Annotated in this window: 28 protein-coding genes; 12 read left to right on the top strand and 16 right to left on the bottom strand. The window is 63.8% G+C overall.

Features of this window, described 5'->3' with window-relative positions:
- Positions 1-163 precede the first annotated feature (163 nt).
- From B4393_RS22910 to B4393_RS22900, 3 genes are read right to left on the bottom strand one after another with little or no spacing between them, the layout of a single operon-like run.
- The gene (locus tag B4393_RS22910; RefSeq protein WP_078336099.1) at positions 164-1,024 is read right to left on the bottom strand and encodes a metal-dependent hydrolase; all 861 of its coding nucleotides are present in this window, start codon (positions 1,022-1,024) and stop codon (positions 164-166) included.
- Entirely contained in the window at positions 1,021-1,347 is a 327-nt protein-coding gene (locus B4393_RS22905) for a 2TM domain-containing protein (protein ID WP_078279774.1), read from the bottom strand. The genes B4393_RS22910 and B4393_RS22905 overlap by 4 nt, the downstream gene beginning before the upstream one ends.
- Positions 1,337-1,810 (bottom strand): PadR family transcriptional regulator, encoded by a 474-nt coding sequence (locus B4393_RS22900; protein ID WP_078336098.1) that lies wholly within the window; start codon positions 1,808-1,810, stop codon positions 1,337-1,339. The genes B4393_RS22905 and B4393_RS22900 overlap by 11 nt, the downstream gene beginning before the upstream one ends.
- 199 nt (positions 1,811-2,009) lie before the next feature.
- Here B4393_RS22900 and B4393_RS22895 point away from each other — a divergent pair, with 199 nt between their 5' ends.
- Positions 2,010-2,768 (top strand): hypothetical protein, encoded by a 759-nt coding sequence (locus B4393_RS22895; RefSeq protein ID WP_330359284.1) that lies wholly within the window; start codon positions 2,010-2,012, stop codon positions 2,766-2,768.
- Here B4393_RS22895 and B4393_RS22890 read toward each other — a convergent pair.
- Complete coding sequence (locus B4393_RS22890) at positions 2,765-3,241, bottom strand: Clp protease N-terminal domain-containing protein (RefSeq protein ID WP_078336096.1); 477 nt, start codon at positions 3,239-3,241, stop codon at positions 2,765-2,767. The genes B4393_RS22895 and B4393_RS22890 overlap by 4 nt on opposite strands.
- 21 nt (positions 3,242-3,262) lie before the next feature.
- Between B4393_RS22890 and B4393_RS22885 the strand changes: the two genes are divergently transcribed.
- Positions 3,263-3,559, top strand: coding sequence for a hypothetical protein (locus B4393_RS22885; RefSeq protein ID WP_078280769.1), 297 nt, complete (start codon positions 3,263-3,265; stop codon positions 3,557-3,559).
- A 386-nt stretch (positions 3,560-3,945) separates the two neighbouring features.
- Entirely contained in the window at positions 3,946-6,018 is a 2,073-nt protein-coding gene (locus B4393_RS22880; protein WP_078336095.1) for an acyl-CoA synthetase, read from the top strand.
- Here B4393_RS22880 and B4393_RS22875 read toward each other — a convergent pair.
- The 5 genes from B4393_RS22875 to hisN all read right to left on the bottom strand — a co-directional run bounded on the left by B4393_RS22875 (position 6,005) and on the right by hisN (position 10,760).
- Positions 6,005-6,427 carry a TIGR03668 family PPOX class F420-dependent oxidoreductase gene (locus B4393_RS22875; RefSeq protein WP_078336094.1) on the bottom strand — a complete coding sequence of 141 codons (423 nt, stop codon included), beginning with the start codon at positions 6,425-6,427 and terminating at the stop codon, positions 6,005-6,007. The genes B4393_RS22880 and B4393_RS22875 overlap by 14 nt on opposite strands.
- Positions 6,428-6,429: 2 nt before the next feature.
- Complete coding sequence (locus B4393_RS22870) at positions 6,430-6,939, bottom strand: hypothetical protein (RefSeq protein ID WP_078279759.1); 510 nt, start codon at positions 6,937-6,939, stop codon at positions 6,430-6,432.
- A gap of 146 nt (positions 6,940-7,085) precedes the next feature.
- Positions 7,086-8,297: an acyl-CoA dehydrogenase family protein gene (locus B4393_RS22865; RefSeq protein WP_070938776.1), complete on the bottom strand. Its 1,212-nt coding sequence runs from the start codon at positions 8,295-8,297 to the stop codon at positions 7,086-7,088.
- 46 nt (positions 8,298-8,343) lie between these two features.
- Positions 8,344-9,747 carry an acyl-CoA dehydrogenase family protein gene (locus tag B4393_RS22860; protein ID WP_078336093.1) on the bottom strand — a complete coding sequence of 468 codons (1,404 nt, stop codon included), beginning with the start codon at positions 9,745-9,747 and terminating at the stop codon, positions 8,344-8,346.
- Positions 9,748-9,968: 221 nt separating this feature from the next.
- Complete coding sequence (gene hisN, locus B4393_RS22855) at positions 9,969-10,760, bottom strand: histidinol-phosphatase (RefSeq protein WP_078336092.1); 792 nt, start codon at positions 10,758-10,760, stop codon at positions 9,969-9,971.
- 23 nt (positions 10,761-10,783) lie between these two features.
- Between hisN and B4393_RS28520 the strand changes: the two genes are divergently transcribed.
- On the top strand, positions 10,784-11,278 hold the full coding sequence (locus B4393_RS28520; protein ID WP_109558634.1) for a hypothetical protein: 495 nt from the start codon (positions 10,784-10,786) through the stop codon (positions 11,276-11,278).
- Here the strand turns inward: B4393_RS28520 and B4393_RS22845 are convergent.
- The 5 genes from B4393_RS22845 to B4393_RS22825 all read right to left on the bottom strand — a co-directional run bounded on the left by B4393_RS22845 (position 11,273) and on the right by B4393_RS22825 (position 17,007).
- On the bottom strand, positions 11,273-12,751 hold the full coding sequence (locus tag B4393_RS22845) for an FAD-dependent monooxygenase (protein WP_078336091.1): 1,479 nt from the start codon (positions 12,749-12,751) through the stop codon (positions 11,273-11,275). The two genes, B4393_RS28520 and B4393_RS22845, sit on opposite strands and share 6 nt — an antisense overlap.
- A gap of 74 nt (positions 12,752-12,825) precedes the next feature.
- The gene (locus B4393_RS22840; RefSeq protein ID WP_078336090.1) at positions 12,826-13,023 is read right to left on the bottom strand and encodes a WhiB family transcriptional regulator; all 198 of its coding nucleotides are present in this window, start codon (positions 13,021-13,023) and stop codon (positions 12,826-12,828) included.
- Positions 13,013-14,374, bottom strand: coding sequence for an FAD-dependent oxidoreductase (locus tag B4393_RS22835; protein WP_078336089.1), 1,362 nt, complete (start codon positions 14,372-14,374; stop codon positions 13,013-13,015). Before B4393_RS22835 ends, B4393_RS22840 begins: the two co-directional genes overlap by 11 nt.
- Before the next feature lie 145 nt (positions 14,375-14,519).
- Positions 14,520-16,259 (bottom strand): acyl-CoA dehydrogenase family protein, encoded by a 1,740-nt coding sequence (locus tag B4393_RS22830; protein ID WP_078279737.1) that lies wholly within the window; start codon positions 16,257-16,259, stop codon positions 14,520-14,522.
- An 82-nt stretch (positions 16,260-16,341) separates the two neighbouring features.
- Entirely contained in the window at positions 16,342-17,007 is a 666-nt protein-coding gene (locus tag B4393_RS22825) for a short-chain dehydrogenase (RefSeq protein ID WP_070938786.1), read from the bottom strand.
- A 111-nt stretch (positions 17,008-17,118) separates the two neighbouring features.
- Here B4393_RS22825 and B4393_RS22820 point away from each other — a divergent pair, with 111 nt between their 5' ends.
- From B4393_RS22820 to B4393_RS22810, 3 genes are read left to right on the top strand one after another with little or no spacing between them, the layout of a single operon-like run.
- Positions 17,119-18,009, top strand: a complete 891-nt coding sequence (locus tag B4393_RS22820; RefSeq protein WP_078336088.1) for an IclR family transcriptional regulator — start codon at positions 17,119-17,121, stop codon at positions 18,007-18,009.
- A 49-nt stretch (positions 18,010-18,058) separates the two neighbouring features.
- Positions 18,059-19,162, top strand: a complete 1,104-nt coding sequence (gene prfB / locus B4393_RS22815) for a peptide chain release factor 2 (protein ID WP_070938788.1) — start codon at positions 18,059-18,061, stop codon at positions 19,160-19,162.
- Positions 19,155-20,192 carry a mechanosensitive ion channel family protein gene (locus tag B4393_RS22810; RefSeq protein WP_070938789.1) on the top strand — a complete coding sequence of 346 codons (1,038 nt, stop codon included), beginning with the start codon at positions 19,155-19,157 and terminating at the stop codon, positions 20,190-20,192. The genes prfB and B4393_RS22810 overlap by 8 nt, the downstream gene beginning before the upstream one ends.
- Before the next feature lie 124 nt (positions 20,193-20,316).
- On the opposite strand, the gene B4393_RS28310 is transcribed toward B4393_RS22810, so the two are convergent.
- Positions 20,317-20,568, bottom strand: coding sequence for a hypothetical protein (locus tag B4393_RS28310; RefSeq protein ID WP_070938790.1), 252 nt, complete (start codon positions 20,566-20,568; stop codon positions 20,317-20,319).
- 128 nt (positions 20,569-20,696) lie between these two features.
- On the opposite strand from B4393_RS28310, the gene ftsE reads away from it, so the two are divergent.
- Genes ftsE through smpB form a run of 3 tightly spaced genes read left to right on the top strand, consistent with a single transcriptional unit; the run spans position 20,697 to position 22,777 of the window.
- Complete coding sequence (ftsE, locus tag B4393_RS22800) at positions 20,697-21,386, top strand: cell division ATP-binding protein FtsE (protein ID WP_070938791.1); 690 nt, start codon at positions 20,697-20,699, stop codon at positions 21,384-21,386.
- Between the two features lie 12 nt (positions 21,387-21,398).
- Positions 21,399-22,301, top strand: coding sequence for a permease-like cell division protein FtsX (ftsX, locus tag B4393_RS22795; RefSeq protein ID WP_070938792.1), 903 nt, complete (start codon positions 21,399-21,401; stop codon positions 22,299-22,301).
- Positions 22,298-22,777 (top strand): SsrA-binding protein SmpB, encoded by a 480-nt coding sequence (gene smpB, locus B4393_RS22790; RefSeq protein ID WP_070938793.1) that lies wholly within the window; start codon positions 22,298-22,300, stop codon positions 22,775-22,777. The genes ftsX and smpB overlap by 4 nt, the downstream gene beginning before the upstream one ends.
- Before the next feature lie 10 nt (positions 22,778-22,787).
- Here the strand turns inward: smpB and B4393_RS22785 are convergent, their stop codons facing one another.
- The gene (locus tag B4393_RS22785) at positions 22,788-23,252 is read right to left on the bottom strand and encodes a DUF2834 domain-containing protein (RefSeq protein WP_078336087.1); all 465 of its coding nucleotides are present in this window, start codon (positions 23,250-23,252) and stop codon (positions 22,788-22,790) included.
- 81 nt (positions 23,253-23,333) lie between these two features.
- On the opposite strand from B4393_RS22785, the gene B4393_RS28175 reads away from it, so the two are divergent.
- Together B4393_RS28175 and B4393_RS22780 are read left to right on the top strand one after the other, a co-directional pair.
- On the top strand, positions 23,334-23,939 hold the full coding sequence (locus tag B4393_RS28175) for a TetR/AcrR family transcriptional regulator (protein ID WP_236743229.1): 606 nt from the start codon (positions 23,334-23,336) through the stop codon (positions 23,937-23,939).
- A 54-nt stretch (positions 23,940-23,993) separates the two neighbouring features.
- Positions 23,994-25,556 carry a phytoene desaturase family protein gene (locus tag B4393_RS22780; protein ID WP_236743228.1) on the top strand — a complete coding sequence of 521 codons (1,563 nt, stop codon included), beginning with the start codon at positions 23,994-23,996 and terminating at the stop codon, positions 25,554-25,556.
- Positions 25,557-25,641 lie beyond the last annotated feature (85 nt).

The raw sequence follows: 25,641 nt of genomic DNA, 5'->3' as shown, positions 1-25,641 counted from the left end.
ATCAGCCTCCGTTCGTGGTGGTTTGGCCGTTATTGTCCAGCGGAATTGGTTCCCGTGGTGCGCACCACGCACGCCTCGCCGCATTTCCGAACACGGTGTTCATGAATGTGGGAGCAAAGGAGTCGGGTGCGGGCAAGTGCACGCCGGCCGGGGCTCGCTGCTATTAGCGAAGGTTGTCGGCCAGTTGTCCTTGTTCGCCGAACAGTCGGGCGTTCCACTGCTCGACGAGCTCGGTGTTAGGGACGTCATTGGGGTGGAATCCGGGGCGGTTGTAGGCGCGGATACGCGCGATCAGCTCGCGGTTTGCGAACGGTGAACGGCGCAGCGCGGCAATACTCTTGAACAGCCGTCGTGGGTTGTAGGCGGCACGGTCGCGAGTCAGGGAGGCCAGAATGTTCACGAAGGCACCTATGACGAAGTCGACTGTCGTCAGCCGCATGGCCCAAATGCGCAGCCGCTCGGTGCCGCCGACGGTTCGGTAGACATCGAAGGCGACGGCCCGGTGCTCGGATTCCTCTAGCGCGTGCCAGAGCAGCGTTGACCGAACTTCATTCTCGCCTAACAGATCCTGTGCGCGGGGGTCAGTGAGTAGCGTCTCGGCGATTACGGCGGTGTAGTGCTCGATTGCGGCGGTGACGGCGAGGTTGAAGTGCGGCGGGAAGTGTCGTGTCAGCCAGTTCAGCGTGCGGGAAGTCAGTCTGTCGAAGAACGCCGTCGGATATCCCATCTCCTGCAGGCGCTCGTTGAGTTCACGGTGCTCCCGTCCATGTGTCACTTCCTGGCCGATGAATCCCGCTACTTGCCTCTTGAGTGCCGGGTCGGTGATCTGGTCGGAGAAGTGCCTGACAGAACGGATGAAGTAGTCCTCCCCTTCGGGGAACACCGCGGACATCATCGCGACGATGTGGCTCATCATGAGGTCGCCTTGCACGTAGTGGCGGTTCAAGGACCCTGTGGGGTAGCGAAATTTGATGCGCCGCACAGTGATGGGTCTGGCGTCGACGTTGGTGGTGGCGGTGTTCATTGGGACTCCTCTGGATGTGTTGACGGTGCGGGCTGTAGCCACATGTTCCTGACGAAGACGTAGTGCGCGATGAGGCCAATTCCCCATCCGAGTAGCGGGTATATGAACCATGGGTAGGCAGTGCCGTGGTCGAACTGCCATGTCAGGGCCCAAATGGCGATCAAGAGCACTTGGACGGCGACGAAGACGCTGGCATGAATCCGGAACGCGGTGCGGTTGATTGCCCGGGCACGTTCGTACCGTTCGCGCTGAAGGCGACGATGCTCTTCCTCAGCTCGGCGCTCGGCGCGTTCTACTGCTCGATCGAAGGCGTCACCGTCCATTATTTGATTCCTTCCCTGGGGTTTTGGTTTGGTCAAGGGCTGTGATCTCGGTAGCGGCGCGGTCGAGGATTGCCTCGACGGCCGCGGGGTCCACCCGGCCGGCCAACGGCGTGATCCGGGCGGCGAAACGGGCGAGGATCTTTTCGAGCGAGTCGCCGCCGCCGAACCGCACGCCCGTGCGCACCTCGACTCCTGCGAGCACATCGATACGCCTGCCCAGCGCCTGCTCGCCCTCTTCGGATGCGCTGTAGACCGTCCGGCCCTCGTGCGTATGTCCGGTGAGCAGGCCCTCTGCGGCCAGCGCATCCACCGCGGGATAGACGGTCCCGGGGGAGGGGCGATAGCCACCGGCGCTGAAAAGACGTGATAGCTCGGACATCAGCTCGTAGCCGTGCATTGGCCGCTGAGCGAGTAGGGCGAGGAGCACCAACGGTAGTTCACCGTGGCGGAAGAACCGTGCCACTAGATACGCCCCCTACGTGCGTTGTTGTGCCAGAAAAAGTCAGCCAAGGGGACCCGCCTCCCGTACCTACGAAACTATTACGCAGAAGCTATATCGAAACTATTACGAAGTCAACGGTTGGGAAGTTGGAGATTTGCCCGCCCGGGTTGCCGGGGAGGACGCTGTCGCGCTCGGTCGGTGGCTAGGCAATGATCTGTTCATGGGTCTCATCTCGCTGCCTACCGCCGTGCTGTCCGACGCCGATATCGCCGACGTGTTGAGCCGTGCGGTCCGGATAATCAACCCGGTGCTCACGGTGCTGGCGGAGTCCGATCCGTTCGGTCTCAAAGAACGCACCTACGAGTTGGGTGCCGGCGAGGGGGTCGCCGATAAGGCGCTGGACGCACTGGCTTGTGCATTGAACACGGCGACGACTCCCGGCACAAAGGCGTGGGACATGCTGGACGCCCGCGGGAAGGCGCACTGGTGGGTGCAGCGGGTTGGCGCCGTCAACACCGTATTTGTTGCGTTCCCAGGCGTTTTCGGTGCCCTCGCGGCGCGTCTACCCGTGCAGGACCTGCTCGGGTTTTCCAACCAGGCCATCGTGTTGGTTGCCATCGCCCGGGAACTCGGAATTGACGATCATCGGGAGCAGGTTCGTCTGCTTGCGCAGGTGCTGTGCAATCGCACGCTCAGTGATGAGGCGTTGGCGGGTGCCGACGATCAGGCGCCGGAGAGCCCGCGCAGTTGGTCGCCGTTCGCCTTGGCCCGCACGCTGTGGCATCTCGCGGGCACGCTGCGGGCCATCGGCGACGAGTTGGAGAAGCGTCCGCAACCCAAGCGGATTTTCCGGTATCTCGGCATGCTGCCCGTGGTGGGCAGTCTGGCCGGATATATCGGTGAATACGGAGCCCTGCGACGTGCTGCCAGCGAGGGTGAGCAGGGCATCGCGGTGCGGTCGCAAGCGGTGTCCGCCTAATCGCCCAGATTCTCGTCCAAGTGCGCTCGGACGTTGTCCCAGAGGTCGAGAACATCGACGCTGAGCCTCTCCCAAATCTGGATGATGATGGGATCCGCCGCGTCGACGAGACCTAGGAGTAGGTGTCCTGTGCAGATCTCCGTGTGCCGGCGACTCTCCGACGCCGTCATAGCGAGTTCAAGTGTCCGTTGGGCGCCCGGAGTGAACGAAATCTTCTCGCCGGGTGGCTCCTGACCCAGCGGGATGAGCTGCTGAATCACCCGCGTCGCGTTCTCGAACCGGACCCCCGCGGTCGCAAGCAGGCGGGCACCAAGCCCGGTTCCTTCGCCCACGAGGCCCAGCAGGAGGTGTTCTGCTCCGAGGTAGTTGTGCTGCCGTTCGCGCGCTTCCTCCTGTGCGATCACGATGACCTGCCGTGAGCGCTCGTTGAACAGATGGAACATGACCCTCCCTGTCTCTGCGTCAACGTACATCTTGCCGGAGTGGGTGCGGCGATGAGCTACTGTCACGGCATGACCGCTCTGAAGGTGTTGGCTGGAACAGGTTTCGTGGCAGTCGCGCTGCTGGCGGGGTGCTCGGGCATCGTCAACATGGGCGGCGATACCAAATGCAAGGACTTCATCGCCGCCGAGGAACAGAAGCAGAACGACGCGGTGAGCAAGATGGTCAAGGACGAACGCGGGCGTGATGCGTCGAACCTGGAGATCTCCGCGATGCGTACCTCGGTCACGATGTACTGCAAGACACTTGGGAACGACAACAGCAAGATTCGCGAGGCACCCCACATCTAGGGGAGGGCCACGCGTAGGCGTTGCGTGCCTGCCGAAGGCTCCAATCATCTTGGGCGCGAGGTCGATGCCGGAGCTTCCATCTGCCTATCGTGGCGGCGATGCCCGCACTGCGGTGGTGTCTCATCGCCCGCCTCGAGGTGATGGGTAGCTAGTGGTGCGGCGCCCGCCCAGGGCGAGCGAACCCTGTCGCGTCTCCCGGGGGCCGCACGGTCGATGATTTGCCACTCGGCGGTGCGCTGCCGAGGTGGTGGGTAATTCGCTCTGGCCTGCGTTCGGCAATCTGGTCACGGTAGTGACAAGAGCCACAATGGTTATTCGGCAGTGATGCGCGTCATCGGGTACGCTCGCGCGATGCATGACCGAAAACCGCAGGTAGGACTACTATTATGGTCGCTGATGTAATTAGTTGCGACAAGTTGCTCAGGCACCCACGCGGGCTGGTGTGGGAGCTGATCAGCTCACCCGATACGTACCCCATGTTCTTTACCGGGGTTGGTTCCTGCGAGACCTTGATCGAGAGCACCGAGGCAGGACCGGATCCCGAATACCTGGTGTTGTCCGCCAAGGTGAAGGCTCGCGTTCGGCTGATTCTCAGCAACACCAAGGAAAGTCTTGCGATCGAGGGCGTCGATAACGACGGGCTGATTTCCGTGCGATTGTTCGAGGAACGGTCTGCGCAGACCCGAGTCCGTATCACGGTGTTGCGGGCGGCATCGGTATTGCCCTCCGGCATCAAGAAGCCGAGTGTGGCCGTCAACCAATGGTTGATGGACGGACTGGACAGAATCGATGACTATCTCTCCGGCGCGCCTACTTCCACCGTGTCCAACTCCGGTGACAACGGAAATCTTCAAGTCAGCATCGCCCGGCTGATGGTCGGCGTGGGTGTGGTACGCATTCCGCGCCCTGACCGTGGGCTTCGCCAGTTGAGTTCACTGGCCCGGTGGGGATTCACCCTTCAGGGCGGCTATGCGGCCGCGGCGGCGCGCGCCCCCAAACAGCTCGCGGTCGCCGACGACGCCGGACAACTGACCTTCGAGCAACTTGATCGACGCGCCGAAGGGCTGGCCACTGGGTTGATGCGTGCCGGCATCAACGAAACCTCGAAGATTGGCCTGCTGGCCCGCAACAACATTGCCATGGTCGAGTGCCTCATTGCCTTCGGCATGCTCGGGGTGGACGTGATGCTGCTCAACAACGCACTCGCAGCAACTCAGATCCAGATTGCTGTCGCCCGCAACAACCTCACCAGGGTGTTCGTCGACGATGAGCTCGATGAGCTCGTCAGGTACGTGCCGTGGGAGGTCGAGCTCGTCAGCACCGGCCGGCGCAGTGCCATCAACGGACGCCGTGGACTCGATGACTTCGTGGTAGCCGACAAGCCCGGAGTGTTGCCACCTACCCGCCCCGGCCATCAGGTGGTGCAAACATCCGGAACCTCTGGAACGCCCAAGGGGGCGTTGCGGCCCACGCCACGCGGGTTCGCCGTCATCGCGGCAATGCTTTCGCGGATGCCCATGAAGATGAACGAGACCATGCTCATCTCGGCGCCCATCTTCCATGCCTGGGGGTTGGGCTGCCTGCAGATCAGCACACCGCTGCGGGCGACGGTGATCCTGCAAGAGAAGTTCGATCCGGAAGAGTGCCTGCGCGCCATCGCCACTCGCAAGGTCACCACGATGATCGCTGTGCCTGTCATGCTGCAACGCATCGTGGACCTGCCTGCAAAGGTGCGTCAGAAGTACGACACATCGAGCCTGCGATTGGTCGCCTGTAGCGGTTCGCCGCTGAATGCCTCACTGGTACAACGGTTTACCAATGCATTTGGCGAGGTGCTCTACAACTTCTACGGATCCACCGAGGTGTCATGGGCCACCATCGCCGATCCCGAGGATCTTGCGATCGCGCCCACCACCGTCGGCCGGCCGCCGCTGGGCACCACCATCGCGATTCTCGATGCCGACCGGCGCCCGGTGCCGCGCGGCGTCACGGGCCGGATCTTCGTCGGCAATGAGATGTTGTTCGAGGGATATGTGGCAGATCCGTCACCGGCGTCGGTGAACGGCCTGCTTGATACCGGCGATCTGGGCCACCTCGACGCCGACGGCCGCCTGTACATCGACGGTCGCGATGACGAGATGATCATCTCCGGCGGTGAAAACGTCTTCCCGCGACCGGTGGAGGACGCACTGTCCTTCCTGCCGCAGGTTGCCGATGTCGCCGTCGTCGGGACCTCCGACGACAGCTTCGGGCAGCGACTGTCGGCGTTTGTCGTGCTGCACAAGGACGCCGGCCTCGACGGCGATATGGTGCGCGCCTTCATCAAAAACCGGCTCAGTAAGTTCCATGTGCCGCGTGACGTGTACTTCGTCAAGGCACTTCCGCGCACGTCGACCGGCAAGGTCATCAAGCGGCTGTTGCTCGCCGATTGCGAGCGTGACGGGATCAGGCCTCAGTAGCCGAGGCTGCCCATCCGCTCCAGTGGAAAACATCGGTCAGTATCATCGGGCCGGTTGGCGGTGTCTCTCGATACTGTCGATATTTGTTGGCCAGCAACGTGATCCAGGTGGCGTCGGGGGTATCCAGAACACGCGCGATGCCGTCGGCGCGCACCCACCACAACGCTGCCCAGTCCTCGTCGTAGCGATCCGCCAGAAAGCTGACCGCAGGGTTCGCGGCGATATTGCGTACGCGCTGCAAGTCGCTGCGTGACTTCGGTTTGTGATCGACGGCCCAGCAGATGAGGTCGTCGGCGACGGCGAAGGTCACCGGAACCAGATGTGGCGCACCGGATTCGCTGATCGTCGCCAGCCGTGCCACCGCCGCCGCCCGGAAGCGGCCGCGTGCCTCGGCAGGGTTGAGGCGCACGCCTAGCGTCGGCCGCCGTTACAGATGTTCGCCAGTACGTGGAAGTTGTTGGCGCCGTCGAACAATAAGCCGCCGACCGCCCCGCCACGATCGACGATGTCGGGGGAGGAGCGCACCTCGGGGGTAGCGGCTAGCCACGTTCCCGCCAGGTCGTAAGCGCCACTGAGGCCGTCGGCGTAGGCAGTGAGCTGCTGGCGCGCTCCCGGCTCGGTGACACCATCCAGGTTGGCACGCACCGCATCGTTGTTGCGTCCCCACATGTCCCGCGCCTGGCCGATGGCCTCGACCTGTCGGTCCAGGCCGGAGTAGGCGGGATTGTCGGCGCGCAGATACATCAGTGCCTCGGTGACGATCGGCCCGTTGTTGGCCGGGTCGTCGATCGTCTTCGACATCTGATCGATCGCAGCGCAGGTCGACTCATCCGCGTTGGCAACCGGAACGCCGGCTCCGAACGGAACGAGGGCACAGCTCACCAGGACGAGCCGAGCGAGCAGACCTGACCGAACCCACATGGTTGTCCTCCCTGAAGTGATGCGCTGCACCGATCGAAACGGCAGCTTAGCTGGCTTCGTCGCTTCGTGCTCAAGTGGCTCGACGAAAAGGGTGCGGCCCCTCCGGGGGAGTCCCGGAAGGGCCGCAATGGATCTTGGTCAGCGCATCACTTGAGCTCGGCGGAGCTCAGCCCCAGCAGGCGGCGGGCCACCACCAGTTGCTGGATCTGCTGGGTGCCCTCGAAGATGTCCAGGATCTTCGAGTCCCGGCCCCACTTCTCCAACAGGGTGCGCTCGGAGTAGCCGGTGGTACCGGCCATTTCGACGGCCTTGAGGGTGACGTCGCTGCCGACGCGGCCGGCCTTGGCCTTGGCCATCGACGCTTCCATCGAGTTGGGGATGTTGTTGTCGGCCTGCCATGCGCTACGCAGTGTCAGCAGGTACGACGACTCCCAGTCGGCCTCCATCCGCAGGAACTCGGCGGCGGCGGCGTGCTGGGCGTGTGCAGGCCGGTCGTAGGAGATCTCGATGCCTGCATCCTCGAGGATCTTGCGCAGTTCCTCCAGTGACGCGCGCGACACACCCACGGCCATGGCGGCCACGATCGGGCGGGTGTTGTCGAAGGTGCTCATCACACCGCCGAAACCCTTTTCGGTGTTGATTTCCGGATCGGACAGGATGTAGTCCTTCGGAATCCGGGCGTTGTCGAAGCGGATGACCGCGGTATCGGAGGCCTTGATGCCGAGCTTCTCCTCGAGACGCTCGATCGTCACTCCGGGGTGTTCACGCGGCACCAGGAAGGACTTGATGGCGGGGCGGCCCTTGGTTTTGTCCAGGGTTGCCCACACCACGATGTGGGTGGCACGCGAACCGGCGGTAACGAAGATCTTCTCGCCGTTGATGACGTACTCGTCGCCGTCGAGCTTGGCGGTGGTGGTGACCGCCGCCGAGTCAGAACCGAAGCCGGGCTCGGTGATGGCCATGGCGGCCCACACCTTGCCGAACTTGTCGGCATCTTCCTTGCTGGTCACGCTGGACACGGCGGCGTTGCCCAGCCCCTGGAAGGGGATGGTGAGCAGCAGGCCGCAGTCGCCCCAGCTCATCTCGAGGGCGTTCAGCAGCGCGGACATGTTGGCGCCGTTGACGTTCTGCTTCTTGGTGTTCTCCTCGGCGCGGAAGGCCTCTGCGCCGGCGAAGGCGAAGGTGCCGGCCGCGGAGACACCTGCGAACAGCGTCTCCAGGGTCTCCAACTCGACGGGGTAGGTGTGCTCGGCCAGGTCGTACTTGCGGGAGATGGGCCGTACCAGCTCGGCAGCGCCCTGATGCCCCTTCTCCTGAACAGCCTGCAACTTCTTGGGGAGTTCCAAATTGATTGCCATGGAAAGACTTTCGTTTAGTAGATAAGACTTCAGAAGGACAGAACCGCTAGAGAATTACCACGCCTTCGGCAACACCGATTGCGCGCAGGTTGCGGTACCAGCGCTCCACCGGGTGCTCCTTGGTGAAGCCGTGTCCGCCGAGCAGCTGCACGCCGTCGAGGCCGATCTGCATGCCCTTGTCGGTGGCGAGCTTGCGGGCCAGTGCCGCCTCGCGGATGAAGGGCAGGCCCTGCTCGGCACGCGAGGCACCGCGCAGCGTCACCAGGCGCAAGCCGTCGAGCTCGATGGCGATGTTGGCGCACATGAAGGCAACGGCCTGGCGGCGGGCGATGGGCTCGCCGAACGCCTCGCGCTGCTTGACGTAGGGGATCACGTAGTCGAGCACGGCTTGGCCGGTACCGACCGCGAGAGACGCCCAGCCGAGGCGGGCCAGCGCGATGGCCTCGGAGTAATCGGAATCCGCGGCACCGTCCTCACCGAGCAGGCCGGAGGAGGGAACCGCGACGTTGTTGAGGTTCAGCCGGCCCAGCGCCGCGCCGCGGATGCCCATGCTCGGGTCTTCCTCGACGGTGATGCCCTCGGTGCCCGACTCGACGATGAACAGTGTCGGGCGGCCGTTGTAGTTGGCGGCCACGATGAACAGTTCAGCCTGCGCGGCGGCCGGAACCAACGACTTCACGCCGTTGAGGCGGAAGCCGCTGGGGGTGCGGGTGGCGGTGGTCTTGAGGCTGAACGGGTCGAACAGTGCCTGCGGCTCGGCGACGACCACCGAAGCCTGCGGCACGTTCTCGCCCGCGAACTCCTTGAGGTAGGTGGCCTGCTGATCGGCGCTGCCCCAGTTGGTCAGCGCGGTGGCCACACCGGAGGGGGCCAGGATCGGCAGGGCCAGACCCATATCACCGTACGAGAGAGCTTCGGCGACAAGGGAGTTGGTGACAGTCGAGCGCTGCGAGGCGATGCCGTCGAAATCCTCCGGGATGTTGATGGCGGTGACGCCCAGCTCGGCGACCTTGCCCAGCAGATCGGCGGGGTAGTTCTTGTTCTTGTCCGACTCGTAGGCGGCCGGGCGGATGACCTCGACGGCGAATTCCTTCACCGTGTCGGCGATCATCTTCTGCTCGTCCTCGGGGTTGAGGTCGAAGTAGTCGGCGTTGGCCTTGTCGAGGCGCTTGGGTGCACCCTTGCTGCCGGTGACCTTCTTGAAGGTGCGGTTGGCAACGCCGAGGGTGGTGAACAGGCCCTTCGTGGTCTCGAAGATGCCCTTGTTGAAGGCTCCGCGCAGGTTGTACTTGTCCAGCAGCTCCGAACCTGCGATCGGGGTCAGCACCGCGATGAGGATGTCGATCGCGCCGCGCTTGTGCTTCTGAAGGCCGACGCCGGTCTCGTGCCTCGCCGGGCTCTTGCTCTTGGCGGCCTTCTTCTCGTCGCGCGGAGTCAACGTGTTGGTCATGTCACCAGCCGTTTCTGGGGTTAAAGGGGTTCTGCCGGAGTATCTGGCCGTTACCTTACTCCGAAGTAAGAACCGTATCTTACTAAGCGGTAAGATCCTCAGGAAACGAGGTGTATGTCACACCCGTCGCCGCCCGGCGAACAGACGCTTATTGCAGCGAAACCCCAGGTTGGGCCTGCAATAAGCGTCTGCTTGCGGGGAGCGGCGGTGCGCACGGGGCGTTAGTCGAGGGCCTTGAGTACCTCGTCGTGCAGCAACCCGTTGGTCGCCACCGCACTACCGCCGTGCGGGCCGGGCTCGCCGGCCAGATTCGTGAACCGGCCGCCCGCTTCGCGAACCAGGATGTCCAGCGGGGCCAGATCCCACAGCGAGACCTCGGGTTCGGCGGCGATATCGACCGCGCCCTCGGCCACCAGGCAGTAGGAGAAGAAGTCTCCGAAGCCCCGGACGCGCCAGATCTCGTCGGTCAGCTCGATGAACTGATCGCGTTTCCCGCGGTCCGCCCAGCCCGACAGGCTGGAGAACGACAGGCTTGCCGACGTCAGCCGATCCACTCGGGAGGCATGGATGAGCCGATCCTCGCCGGACCCGACTCGGGTGTGAGCGCCGAGTCCCTCTGCCGCCCACCAGCGACGGGACAGGGCCGGGGCGCTGATGACACCGACGACGGGTATGCCGTCCTCAAGCAGTGCGATGAGTGTGGCCCAGATGGGGACGCCCCGCGCGAAGTTCTTGGTGCCGTCGATGGGATCGATAACCCACTGCCTACCGCTGAATACGGCCTCGCCGCCGTACTCCTCGCCGACCACCGAGTCCGCCGGGCGCGATCGATGCAACAACGAACGCAGGACCGATTCCACCGAGGTGTCCGCGTCGGTCACCGGTGTCAGGTCGGGTTTGGTGTCCACCCGTAGATCGAGTGCGCCGAACCGGGACGTGGTGATTTCGTCGGCGGCATCGGCTAATTCGAGTGCGAGCCGACGATCTTCGCGCAAGGACACGGTGGGCGTCATGCCTGCAGTCCTACCATGACAGTGTGTGGGAATTCTTGGTGCTACTTCTGGTCGGCGGCTCGCTGGCTTTCCTGATCATGCAGATGCGCCGCGGCAGGCAGGCGCAGCCGGGTATGAACGCGGTGCACGGGACCCTGTTGGTGACAGGTGTCAGCCCTCGTCCCGAGGGGGTCACGGGGGAGCAACTGGTCACAATCACGGGTGCGCTCAACGGTCCTACGGTCGCCGAATATGTCACCTACCGGCAGATCGTGCGCGACGTCAACGACTGGCCGCGCATCGGTGACCTGATCCCGGTGCTGTACCCGCCGAAGAACCCCGATCGCTGGGGTGTGCTGCTGGCGCCGCCGGCCGGTCCGCAGCAGCAGTATCCGAGTGGGCCGCCGTCGGTCGAAAACATCGATCCGGTGCCGCCACCGCCGTCTACACCGGGGCCGGTCGAGGGGCCGTCGTCAACAGAGGATCCGGCCAAGAAGCACGAGCCGCCACCGAGGTACTACGAACCGCCGCCGCTATGAACGAGGCGGCCCGAACCAGGCGTGTAGCGCGTCGTTGAGCCCGGTTGTCGTACCGTCGCCGACCCAGGCGACGTACCCGTCGGGCCGGATCAGTACCGCATTGGGCGCTTTGACGGCACCGATGACGGGCAGCTCGAAGGCGTCTTCTATGCCAACGTATTCGGCGTCGACGGAATCGACCCGATGTGACCAACCCGAGGTGCCGGTCATGGGTGTACCCAGGTTCAGGAGCACGCCGCGGGCATCGTGCAGCAGGGTGAACACGCGGACGATGCCATCGCCGGTGCGCACATCGAGGTCCGGCATACGTCGCCCGAGCAGGGGATGGTCGGGGCCGGTCTGCGGGCCCAGGTCGTAGTGGATGTCCAGACCGCTCATCATTGCCGCGATGTGCTGACGTGGGGCGTCAAGAGCGAGGAGCTGAGCGATGATGTCGCGCAATGCGTCAACCCGCTCGCCGGCGCGGCTCAGTGCGGTCTGTGCCATGGTGTTGTGCAGTACCCGCTCCGCGACGGGGTGCCGTTCGGCGTGATAGGTGTCCAGCAGTTCCTGGGGTGAGGTGCCATTGACGACTTGGGCGAGTTTCCAGCCGAGGTTGACGGCATCCTGGATTCCGGTGTTGAGACCTTGCCCGCCGATGGGGAAGTGCACATGCGCCGCGTCTCCCGCGAGCAGCACCCGCCCCTTGCGGTACGTCGCCGCCTGCCGGGTCACGTCGGTGAACCGGGAAATCCATGTGGGACTGTGCATTCCATAATCGGTCCCGCGTGCCGCGATCAGCGCCGTACTCAAATCACCCAGGGTCGGCTCACCGGTGCGTCCGATCTCGGGCTCGGTCACCAAGACCCGAACGGGGCCGTCCTCCTCGAATCTGAAGATCGAATGCAGCGCGCCGTGGCGGTGGATGCCCCACTGTGGTTCCTCGGTCAGTTCGACATCCGCGACCAGGCAGCTGGTGGACGGATCCCATCCGGGGAAATCGATGCCGGCGGTCTTGCGCACCAGGCTGCGTCCGCCGTCGCAGCCAACCAGATACTGCGCCCGCAGCGCTGAGCCATCGGAAAGATCGGCATCGACGGCGTCATCGGATGCTTTGAACCCGTTGACTTCACGCCCTCGGTAGATCGGTACCCCATGTTCGGCGACCCATTCGCACAGGGTGCGTTCGATGCGGTACTGCAACAACATCAACCCAAAGGCGTGTCTGGTCGGCTGGTCGGTCATATCCAGCAGGAGCGCGGAAAAATGCGCGATGGGTGCGGTGAGTCCCTGGGGCAGGAACCGGCCGACGATCCCGCGTTGATCGAGCACTTCGAGGGTGCGTGACGTCATGCCGCCCGCGCGCGAACCGTCCAGGTCGTGGGTTGCGCGCCGCTCGACGATGGCTACATCGGCTCCGGCGAGGGCCAGCTCGCCGGCCAGCATGAGTCCGGTTGGGCCGCCGCCGACAACCACCACGTCATGTTCGGTCACTCGTCACGCTCCTCGGGCTCAGCCAACTCGGACCAGCTCGACGGTACCCGAAAGATAAGAAAAATAAGAGATTTCTAAGGTAATTCTAAGGGTGCGTGCCCCTGCGATAGCCGTTGCGCGCGTTCGGCATGTTCGCGACGCTCACTCGGGGTGAGCGCGCCCCAGACGCCATGAGACTCATCGTTCACGAGCGCGTACGTCCCGCATGGCTGCTGTACGGGGCAACTGCGACAGATGCGTTTGGATTGAGCTAGCTCAACGTCACGGCTGATCGTGCCGTCCCGTCGCGGCCAACAATTCGGGCACCGTTTCGAGCTTCACCCGGGGGCGTCCTTGTGGTTCACCGGTCGCCCGCTCGTGCGAATCGATGGTGAGCCAATCGGATTGGGACACGATGTGTGGCTCGTGCCCCAACAGCCATTCCTCAAGGGCCGCAACATCGGGCGCGGCCCGCAGTTCTGCGGTTGCCAGATCGGCGAGCAGGGTGTCGACCGTCTCCTGCGAGTCGCTCTTGTTGGTTCCGATAACACCAACCGGACCACGCTTGATCCAGCCGACCACGTACTCGTTGTCGCGACCCTCGATACGCCCCGCGTTATTGAGGATGACCCCGCGCCGGGAGTCGAAGGGCAATCCCGGCACCGGAACCCCGCGATATCCGATGGCACGCACCACCAGATGGGTCGGCAGTGTTTCGCGTTCGCCGGTATCGCGGGCAACCAGATACCCGTCTTCTTCGACTAATTCGTTACGGCCCACAGTGATCGATTCGACTTGGTTCTCGCCAGTACCGTTGCTGTGCAATTCAATGGGGGAGGTGCAGAACCGGAACACCACTCTGCGATGGCCATCGGTGTGCGGCCGCTCCGAGAACTTGCGCAAGGTGTCGATATTGGTGCGGGTGGGCTTGGGGGCCGCCGCCAGCTGCTCGTCGGTGATGCCGGCCAAGTCCTCGGGGTCCACCACCACGTCGACGCCGGGCAACTCGCCCATCTCGCGTAGCTCCAGCGGAGTGAAGGTTGCCTGTAGTGGTCCGCGCCGTCCGATGATTACCACCTCGCGGATAGCGTTGTGGTCCAAGGAATCCAGTGCCCGATCGGCAATGTCGGTGGTGTGTAGCGACTCCGGATCCATGCCGAGGATGCGTGCGACGTCCAGTGCGACGTTGCCGTTGCCGACGACCACGGCGCGCTGACCGGACAGGTCGACCGCCACCTTCTGGTAGGTGGGGTTCGCGTTATACCAACCCACGACGTCGACGGCGGCGATACAGCCGGGCAGCTGATCGCCCGGGATGCCCAGTGGTTTGTCGGACTGGGCGCCGACCGCGTAGATCACCGCGTCGTAGCGAGCTGCCAGCTCCTCGGCGGTGATCTGCACTCCCACCTCGATGTTGCCGAAGAATCGGAACCGCGGATGCGTGGCCGTCTTCTCGAACACCGCGCTGACCGACTTGATCTTGGGGTGGTCGGGGGCCACCCCCGACCGAACCAAACCCCAAGGGGTCGGCAGCATTTCGAGCATGTCCACGTGGACGTCGAAATCGGTGTGTTTGAGCAGCGATCCGGCGGCGAAGAACCCCGAGGGGCCCGCACCGACGATGGCGACGTGAACGGCGCGCACCCTCGTACATCCTTATCTGCCCGACGGGGCAGCGGCTGTCGTCGGCTATGGGCTGGCCGACAGGGGGCTGGCCGCGGTCCTGTCCGGACGGGTTACCCCACCGATGCTAGCGACGGAAACGAGGGTGCGCGGGTAGACCTGCGGACTAGGCCCGCATTTCGTACGCACCGGAGAGCGCCTCGATCCGATTCCAAATCTCATCGAAGCGTTCGGAATTGAATACCGGTTCTGAAATGACGTCCTTGGCCCACTGCCGTTGGGTGGCCGTGGCCTCGCGCTTGCCCAGTAGATCGACCGCGTAGGTGGAGAAGTCCCGGTTGAGGAACTCGAAGATCTGGTCAATCAGCACGGAGTCGGTGCCACGCAGCTTCGCTTGCTCCAAGATCAGACCGCCGTACACCACCAGGGTGAACAGCTCGCCGATGCTCAGCTGCAGGTCCAGGCCGGCGTTCTTGATCGCGTCCCGCTCGCTGGCGACAAGCGTGGCCAACGCCTCGGCACGCTGGGTGAAGGCCGCGACGTTCGGGATGCCGGCATTGTCCGCGAAGGGCTTGCGCCAGTCGTGGAAGCGGACCTTGCCCAGGCCGCTGGCCGGTCCCTGACGGAACAGGAACTCGTCGTCGCCGGGCTGCAGCTGGACGCCGGGCACCGGAAGGTCCTGCGCATCATGTAGGTAGGCGGGCATGAACTTGAGGATCAGTGCCAGGTTCACCGCAACGGTGCCTTCGAGCTTGGGCAGACCGGCCACATCGATGCGAGCGGCAGTCGTGTAGCTCTCTGCCTCGAAGGCCTTGGCCGACATGACGTCGGCGAGCAGTGCCAGCACCTTCTCGGCTTCGGTGGTGGCCTTCATCTTGGTGACGGGGTTGAACAGCAGGTAGCGCCGGTCCTCGGCATTGGCGGTGCGGAAGTAGTCGACCGCACGCTCGCTGAAGAGCTTCATTGCCAGCAGGCGGGCGTATGCGTCGACGAATTCGCGGCGCACATGGTCGAACTTGGTCACCGGGTTGCCGTAGAGAATTCTGTTGTGGGCGTGGGTGATTGATTCGTAGAAGGCGTGAGTGGACAGGCCGATGCCGCCGAAGCACAGGTTGAACTTTCCGATGTTGACGGTGTTCAGTGCCGCGCTGAAGGCATCCGCGCCCACGTGCAGGATGTCGTCTTCGCTGACCGGATACTCATCGAGCGCGAACTCGGCGACGTACATCTGCGACGGCACGACGTTCTTGATCACCTTGTAGTTCGGGTGCTCGCTGTCGGCGAGGAAGAAGACGTACTGATCGAGTCCGTCACGGCCCTGGACCCGGCCGAACACCGAGACGATGCGGGCACAGTTGCCGTTGCCGATGTAGTACTTGGGGCCCGATGCCTTGTAGCCGCCGCCTTCGAGTGGGGTCAGCACCATGTCGGAGGAGTAGATGTCGGCACCGTGGGCCTGCTCGGACAGGCCGAACGCGGCGACGGCACCACCGTCGAGCAGATCGGCGGCCCGCTTGCGCGGGTCGGTGTTGGCGCTCTGCCATACCGGGCCCAGGCCCAGCACGGTGACCTGCCACGGGTACCAGTAGTTCAGGCCGTAGAAGCCGAGGATCTCCGAGAGCTTGGCCACTCGCGCGGTGTCCCAGCGCTTTTCGGCGTTTCCGGCGCCGTCGGCAGCGGGGGTCAGGAAGGTTGCGAACAGTTTTTCGCGTGCCGCGAAGTCCAGGAAGTCCTGGTAGAAGACCTTGTCGACGTAGTCCTGGAGCAGCCGTGTCTTTCCACGTTCCTCGAACCAATCGACGGTTGCTTTGAGGAGCCGACGCGTTTCGCCGTCGAATTCGGCGAAGTCGTCCGCAGTGGGGTGAAGCAGTTCGGTCTTGGGGGCGGCGTTCGTATCCTGACTCACGGTCAGGAACCTACCACCGCGTCAGTTTGGATAGCGAGGGACGGGGATTTGAACACCACGTGCACAAGCGGTTCGGGTCGCGTCAGTTGGCCCGGAGCGCCGGTGGGACGGCGGATACGTCTCCGTCGTGGAGGCAATGGCGGTGACGCTGTCGCCCGAGGCGGGCCAGCGCCATGAGCGCGAGGTCGTCGGCGTCCATCGCAGGGCGGTGTGGAACAAAGTCGTCCAACAGGGCAACCTCGACATCCTGCCGAAGCAGGCCGTCGCGGAGGCCGGCCGTGAATGTCGAGTCGGCGCGGTGTAGTGGTGTGCCCTGGGAGATCGATTGTGCGGCCAGTGATTTCACCATGATTACGGCTCCCTCGCCGCGATCGGCGATTCGTTGCCCGAATCGGTGGGTCAGGTAGAGCGTGCGCAACCGATTCAGGGCAGATTCACCACAGCGGCCGCCGGTGGCATCTTCGTCGGTGATGCACACCAGTAGGCCCACCTCGATATCGTCTGTCGCCGCGGCGAGTTCACCGGTAAAGACGTCGGGTGAGGTGGTCCGGACGCTCACGCCGGCAGTCATGGTCAACGTGTACGCGTCGGCCCGTCCGCCATGCGCCGCCAGGACGATGTTGATGCCGTTTGCCGCGATGTGGCGCGCGAATGCGGTTGCGGTTTCGGTCTCTCCGGCGGCAATGACCGCCCATGGGCCGTACCGTGATCTTGGTAGCGCGGCTAGCTGCTTGCCAAAGGAGTACATGTCGAGCGGGACCCCCGGTAGCCAGGTAGTTAAGTATTGTATTTCTTGTTCGAATTCGATATATCAAATTCACTGAAATATTAGCAGCCAGACGTTTGGATTGGGGGGTAAATGACGAAGCCCGCACCCGCTGTGGTGCGCGCCGCGCAGATCCTCGACCATCTGGCGGGCCGACCGACTCAACCGTTGTCGATGACCGAAATCGCCGAGGCCGTCGGGGTCAATCCGGCATCCACGCTCGCGATACTTCAGGCACTCACCGAGGCGGGCTACCTCGTTCGGCACCCCCGGCACAAGACGTACTCGATCGGCCCGTCCATGCTGATTACCGGGCATGCGGCGCGGCAGCGATTTGAGATCGCCGAGGTGGTGGACACCGAGGTGAAGCGACTCGCGACCCGGTTCGGAACGGCATGCACCGCCTCGATGATCGCGGGAGAGGACGTCGCGGTCATCGCGTCACACGGTCGATCGCCGACAGGCGGCAGTTATCAGGTGGGTCAGCGGATCAGGCTCACTGCGCCGGCCGGTCTGGTGTTCATGGCATGGGCGCAGGACGAGGACGTGCGGCGCTGGCTGCTGCGGGCGACTCCGGCGATCACCGATGAGCTCTGGGACGGGATGCAGGCCATGCTGGCCGGGGTCCGCGAGCGGGGCTACTTCGCGTCCGTGCAGAGCGACCGTGTCGACAAGTTCTATATGCAGCTCAGTGAGCCGGCCGGCCACGGCACCGTCGGCCAGCGACTCGACACCATTCAATCCATGTTGGCAGCCTTGCTCGCCCGTATGGGTGAGCCGATCGATTTCAGTGAGCCGCGACGCATCGGCTTTCTGGGCGCGCCCGTCTTCGACGGCAATGGCGAGGTCGCGGTGATGCTTAGTGTGCTGGGAACACCAAGCCACCTCACTGAAGCCGAGGTCGCGGACGCGGGAAATCAGCTGCGATTCTGTGCCGACCACATCACCTCGATCACCCACGGCAGGCAGGGCTCCGGCACCTAGCCATCGGGTGGCAATAGGACCCACGCTCTGCCCGGTAGCCTGAACAGTTGTGGATCTGGACTGCCAAGCCGACATCGCCGACCTCGACACGACTCTCACCACGGTGGAGCGGGTGCTCGACGTCGATGGCCTGCGTGCCCGGATCAAGACGCTCGAAGAAGCCGCCGCCGACCCCAACCTGTGGGATGACCAGGCGCGCGCCCAGCAGGTGACGAGTCAGCTCTCGCACGCACAGGGTGAGCTGCGGCGCGTCGAGGCCCTGCGGCAGCGGCTCGACGATCTGCCGGTGCTCTACGAGCTCGCGGAGGAATCCGAAGACGCGTCCGTTGTCGCGGAGGCTGATGCCGACCGCGCCAAGCTGCGCGAGGACATCGAGGCCATGGAGGTCCGGACCCTGCTGTCCGGCGAGTACGACGAGCGTGAGGCCGTGGTCACCATCCGGTCTGGCGCCGGCGGTGTGGACGCCGCGGACTGGGCCGAAATGCTCATGCGCATGTACATCCGCTGGGCCGAGGCGCACAAATACCCGGTCGAGGTGTTCGACACCTCCTATGCCGAAGAAGCGGGCATCAAGAGCGCGACCTTCGCCGTGCATGCCCCCTTCGCCTACGGCACCTTGTCGGTGGAGCAGGGCACACACCGCCTGGTGCGCATCAGTCCGTTCGATAACCAAAGCCGGCGACAGACCTCGTTCGCCGATGTCGAGGTACTCCCGGTGGTGGAGACGACCGATCACATCGAGATCCCCGAAGGCGATCTACGCGTTGACGTGTACCGATCGAGCGGCCCGGGCGGCCAGTCGGTGAACACCACCGACTCCGCGGTTCGCCTCACGCACATCCCGACTGGCATCGTCGTCACCTGCCAGAACGAGAAGTCGCAGCTGCAGAACAAGGTCGCCGCGATGCGCGTGCTGCAGGCCAGGCTGCTGGAGCGCAAACGGCAGGAAGAGCGCGCCGAGATGGATGCGCTCAAGGGCGATGGCGGCAGCTCATGGGGTACGCAGATGCGCTCCTACGTGCTGCAGCCGTATCAGATGGTCAAGGACCTCCGCACTGAGTACGAGGTGGGCAATCCCGCGGCAGTGCTCGACGGGGACATCGACGGATTCCTCGAGGCGGGGATCCGGTGGCGCAACAGGCGCGATGATTAAAGCCGCCGAATTCAGTGCGGCGAGCCTTCGCCTAGCAGAACGCTGGAATTCCTTCTGGTCCAGCCAGATTGGACGCTGGCTGCTCGACAATGGGCTGCGCATCGTCATCGCCATCCTCGGTGCGATGATCCTGGTCCGCTTCATCAACTGGGGTGCTCAGAAGATCACCCGACGGTTGGATCGCTCGTTCACGCAAAGCGACGCGCTGGTTCGTTCGGAGGCCAGCAAGCACCGTCAGGCGCTGGCCTCGGTGGTTTCCTGGATCGTTGTGGTGCTGGTCGTCGTCATCACGACCGTGCACGTCGTTGGGGTGCTGGGTATTTCGATCGGCGGCTTGGCAGGTCCGGCCGCGGTGCTCGGTGGTGCACTGGGTTTCGGTGCGCAGCGCGTGGTCCAGGACCTCTTGAGTGGATTCTTTCTCATCACCGAAAAGCAGTACGGCTTTGGTGATTTGGTGGAGTTGTATGTGCAGGGGCAAACCACGGAGTCGCGGGGGACCGTCGAGGAGGTCACGCTGCGGGTCACCAAATTGCGCTCGGGCGACGGCGAGGTGATCACCATTCCCAACGGGTTGATCGTCAAGGCGGTCAACCTCTCCAAGGACTGGGCCCGCGCGGTCGTCGACATCCCGGTGCCGACGAGCGTCGACCTGGCTCGGGTCAATGATGTGCTGTACGACGTGTGCCAGCAGGCGCTGGTGGACCGCGACCTTTCGCAGCTGCTGCTCGATGCCCCGTCACTCATGGGTGTGGAGAGCATCGAGGTGGACCGGGTCAACGTGCGCATGGTGGCGCGAACACTGCCGGGCAAGCAGTTCGAGGTAGGGCGCCGGATGCGGGCCAAGGTGATCGCCGCGCTGGCGAAGGCAGGTGTCGCGCTGGTAGGGGATAGCCGCCCGACGGTGCGGACGATGTCGTCGTCGAGTTCGGGCGAGCTCAAACGCGACGCCAAACGCGACGAAGCCAAGAACGACAAAGAGGGTGTCGACACCAAGCCGCAGCCGATTGTGAAGGCGGAGGAGCTCACATGAGCGAATCCCGCCAGGAGCCGTTCTGGGAGAAGGTGCTGTCCCGCGCCAAAAAGCTCCGCGAGAAGGTGCGCGTCAGGACGTCGACGGTTGTGCTGATCCTCGCTTTCATCGCCGCGAGCTGGCTCTACGACATCACGCGGCCTGAGCCTGCGCCGCCGCAGCCGCCGCCGGGGTACACCTGGGTGCCGACGCCCAGCGTCACGACGTCCACGCCGAGGCCGGTGCAGACCACCACGAGGCGTCCGACGACGACCACACCGACCACCACCACGTCGACCGAGCAGACGAACACGATCGTGACGACGTTCCCGACGTCGACGCCCAGCGGCGCGCCGCCGACACCCCCGACGACGACAACGCCTCCGCCGCCGGGCATATTGCCGCCCTGGCTGGTCCCGCCGCAGCTTCCGCCGCTGCCGGGCGCACCTCCGCCGCCTGCTCCGAACCCCGTGCCCTAGTGCGTCCTCACGGTGGTCACGGTTTTCCCGGCTACACTGGCGTGCCGTGATCAGCCTCGAAAAGGTAACCAAGCTCTACAAATCGTCGGCTCGGCCCGCGTTGGACAACGTGAGCCTCGAGATCGACAAGGGTGAGTTTGTGTTCCTCATCGGTCCTTCGGGTTCGGGCAAGTCGACATTCATGCGTCTGCTGCTGGGTGAGGAGCTGCCAACCAAGGGCGAGGTACGGGTCTCCAAGTTCCACGTCAACAAGCTGCGGGGCCGGGAGATCCCGCACCTGCGGCAGACCATCGGCTGCGTGTTCCAGGACTTCCGGCTGCTGCAGCAGAAGACGGTGTACGAAAACGTCGCCTTCGCACTTGAGGTGATCGGCAAGCAGACCGACATCATCAACCGGATCGTGCCCGAGGTACTGGAGATGGTGAACCTGACCGGCAAGGCGAGCCGCCTGCCGTCGGAGCTCTCCGGTGGTGAGCAGCAGCGCGTCGGTATCGCGCGGGCCTTCGTGAACCGTCCGCTGGTGCTGCTGGCCGACGAGCCGACCGGAAACCTGGACCCCGAGACCAGTGAGGACATCATGGCGCTGCTGGAGCGGATCAACCGCACCGGCACCACCGTGCTGATGGCGACACACGACCATCACATCGTCGACTCGATGCGGCAGCGTGTGATCGAGTTGGAACTGGGCAAGCTGATCCGCGACGAGCAGCGCGGTGTCTACGGGGTAGATAGGTAAGTGGAATAAAACATGCGTTTTGGATTCCTGTTCAACGAGGTCCTCACCGGCCTGCGCCGCAATGTGACGATGACGGTGGCGATGATCATCACGACTGCCATCGCGATCGGGTTGTTCGGCGGTGGTCTGTTGGTGATATCGCTGGCCAAAAACTCGAAGGCCATCTACCTGGACCGCGTCGAGACGCAGATCTTCCTTACCGAAGATCTGTCGGCCAGCGACACCAATTGCAGCAGTGATATCTGCAAGGGTCTGCGTGACGAGATCGAAAAGCGTTCCGATATCAAGTCGGTGCGCTTCGTGAACCGTGAGGATGCCTACGCGGACGCGGGACGGCGGCTGCCGCAGTTCCAGGATCTGATGAAGGATGTCAGCAAGGACGCGTTCCCGGCCTCGTTCATCGTCAAGCTCAAGGATCCCGAGAAGCATGCCGACTTCGACGAGGCATTCGTGGGCAAGCCCGGTGTCCGCGGTGTACTCAACCAGAAGGACCTGATCGACAGGCTGTTCGCCGTCCTGGACAGCCTGCGTGACGCGGCGTTCATGATCGCGCTGATTCAGGCCGTGGGTGCGGTCTTGTTGATTGCCAACATGGTTCAGGTGGCCGCGTACACCCGGCGTACGGAGGTGGGCATCATGCGTTTGGTGGGTGCCACCCGCTGGTACACCCAGTTGCCGTTCCTGTTGGAGGCGGTCATCGCGGCGCTCGCCGGCGTGGCGCTTGCGGTCATCGGCCTGATCATCGCACGGGTGACCATTCTCAATGGGGCTCTGCAGCAGTTCATTCAGGCCAACCTGGTGGCACCGATCACCTACGGTGACGTGTTCCTCGCGGCCATCCAGATGGCGGCTCTGGGCATCCTGCTCGCCGGTGTGACCGCCTATGTGACGCTTCGTTTGTATGTCCGGCGATGAGTAAGAAACCGACCGACGGGCGCCAGATCATCGCGTCCAATCGCAAGGCGCGGCACAACTATTCGATCCTCGACGTCTATGAGGCCGGGGTGCAGCTGGTGGGCACCGAGGTCAAGACTCTTCGCGAGGGCAAGGCATCCCTGGTAGACGCCTTCGCCACCATCGATGACGGCGAGGTCTGGCTGCGCGCGTTACACATCCCGCAGTACGACCACGGAACCTGGACCAACCACGCACCGCTGCGGAACCGGAAGCTGTTGCTGCACAGGGCGCAGATCGATCAGCTGGTCGGCAAGGTCCGCGACGGCAACCTCACGCTCGTGCCGCTATCGCTGTACTTCCTGGACGGCAAGGTCAAGGTGGAGCTGGCCTTGGCGCGCGGTAAACAGGCACACGACAAACGCCAGGACATCGCCAAGCGGGACGCCTCGCGCGAGATCACCCGTGAGCTGGGGCGGCGCGCCAAGGGCATGTGACCCGAACGGATTACGCGGCTACGGCGCGCGTCATCTGGTGTCTGCGTTGCTGTTCCACCGTGACCAGGTAGAAAGCCCACGCGAAGACAAAGCTGGTGAACAGGCTGGATACGAAGTAGAGCCATGGGCGCCGAATGCCGCGGCGGTATCCGTCGATGATGGTCATGAGCGGCAAAAGGATGACGTTGCCGATCGTGTAATCCTGCCCGGCCGAGCCCGCCGCGGGGTTGGCGAACATCAACGTGATGTAGTCGATCCAGCCCGTTATGGGGTTGGACACGTGGTACTCGGCGACGTATCGGATGTTGAAGTACCACCCCAGCACAACCGACGCGATGCCGACGACGTAGTAGACGACCTCCAGCAGCGATACGGCGGGACCCGTTGCGGGCCGGGCGAATATCGACCGGTTCGCGGCAACGATGAACGCGATGACGGCGATTCCCAGGATCGCGTGGACGATGAGCGACACCATGTCGGGAGCCTCGCAGCGGCATCAAGTTTTGTCAATAGTGACATAACTTGTGGCTGGTCGTATGTGGGGTACCTTTCGAGGATGGCCAGACCTGCCCAGACTGTGCGCAGCGAACGGACTCGTGCGGCGCTTCGGCAGGCCGCGGTGGTTCGCTTTCTCGGCCAGGGCATAGAGGGCACCTCGGTGGAGCAGATCGCCGCGGACGCGGGCGTCTCGATGCGAACCTTCTATCGCCATTTCGAGTCCAAACACGATCTGCTCTTCATGGACTACGACCTCGGTCTGGAATGGTTCCGCAACGCCTTGGATGCGCGGTCGCCGGGTGAGCCCATCCTCGAATCGGTGGAGTCCGCGATCTTCAGTGCTCCCTATGACGTCGATGCGGTGGTCAAGATCGCGACGCTGCGTGACCAGGAACTCGATCGGGCGCGCATCGTGCGGCACATCCGGCAGGTGGAGGCCGAGTTCGCCGAGGTGATCGAGGAGCATCTCGTGCGTGATGGTGGCGACGATACGAATCCTGATGTGCGGCTGCGCAATACCGTGACAGCGCGCTGTATCGCGGCGGCGGTTTTCGGTGCCATGGACGCGTGGATGCTGGGCGAGGATCGCTCGCCCGATGAGCTTGCGCGGCTCAGTCGCACCGCACTGGACTCGTTGAAGGCAGGAATCGGCGATATTTCCTGACGTCAAGTTTTGTCACTATTGACAAAACTTGACGAGCCATGCCAGCGTGGGGTGATGGCGGACTTCGAAGCGATCGTGATCGGTGCCGGACACAACGGTCTGACTGCCGCGGCGAAACTGCAGCAATCAGGGCTACACACGGTGTGCCTGGACGCCAAGCTGTATGCCGGCGGTATGGCCTCGACGGTGGAGCTGTTCGACGGATACCGATTCGAGATTGCCGGATCGGTTCAGTTTCCGACGTCCGCCGTTCTGAGTCGCGACCTTGGCCTCGATACCCTGCCGGCGGTCGACCTGGATGTTGTTTCGTTGGCGCTCAGGGGGATTGGCGACGATCCGCTGATCTACTACAGCGACCCGATGAAACTGTTGACCCATCTCAATGACGTGCACGGGGCGGAGGCGGTCAACGGCATGGCGGGGATCATGGCCTGGAGTCAGGCGCCGACCAGGGCGCTGGGGCGTTTCGAGGTGGGGCAGCTCCCAAAGACTTTTGATGAGATGTATGCCTGCGCGACAAACGAATTCGAGCGCTCAAGCATCAACGAGATGCTGTTCGGATCGGTGACCGACGTGCTGGACCGTTACTTCCCCGACAAAGAGAAGCACGGTGTGCTGCGCGGCATGCTGGCGTTCCTGGCGCTCAACATGACCTACCGCGGACCGGAAACCCCGGGTAGCGCCGCGGCGCTCGCGTTCGGGTTGGCCATGCCGGACGCGACCGCGCTGCAGATGAAGAAGCTGCGTGGTGGCATAGGTGCACTGACATCGCATCTGCATGCTCGCGTGGTTGCGCACGGCGGTGAGGTTCGACTCCGTAGCAAGGTGACCCAGATCCTCACGTCGGGCGGTCGGGTGACCGGCGTCGCCTTGGAAGATGGATCGACAATTACCGCGCCGGTGGTTGTTTCGTGTGTCGCACCCGATCTCACCGTCGTGGAGATGTTGGATTCTTCGGCTGTCCCATCAGATCAGCGTGACCGATTCGCGCGGGTGGATCACCGTGGCAGTTATCTACAAATGCACTTCGCGCTCGACGCGCTACCGGAGTTCGTCGCGCCCTACGAGATCCTGAACGATCCGGGGTTGCAGTCGACGGTAGGGATGTACAGCACGCCGGAAGAGCTGCAGGCGCAATGGGAAGACTGTCGACGGGGGATCGTGCCCGCTGATCCTGCGGTGGTGTTTCAGATTCCGTCCTTGCATGACGTACAGCTGGCGCCGGAGGGCAAGTACGCGGCCTCGGCATTCGCGCTGTGGTTTCCGGTGGAGGCCGGGCATGCCAGCTATGGCGAGATGAAGGCGGAGATGGGGCAGCGGGTGATCGATAAAATCTCCCGGCTGGCCCCCAATTTCGAGGACATTGTGCTGCGGCACACCACGTTCACGCCGCGGCACATGGGCACCATGTTCGGTGCGCCGGGCGGTGACTATTGCTTCGGGCTGGTGCACGCGGACCAGATCGGTATCAACAGGCCGGGGCCGCGCGGATACCGCGACCAACCGTTGCCTGTCGGCGGCCTGTACCTGGGGAGCGCGGGATGTCATGGAGGACCGGCAATTTCCTTCATCCCCGGATACAACGCGGCGTTGGAAGTGTTGGCGGACGCGCGCTAGCTCCCTGCGTGCCCTCTCCGTTCTCGTCGAGACCGACGTTGTGGCGGATTCGTCTCGCATCTTGTCGCCACAACGTCGGTTTCGA

The organism is Mycobacteroides franklinii (assembly GCF_002013895.1).
GTDB lineage: Bacteria > Actinomycetota > Actinomycetes > Mycobacteriales > Mycobacteriaceae > Mycobacterium > Mycobacterium franklinii.
This window is presented reverse-complemented; position numbering and strand designations above follow the sequence as displayed.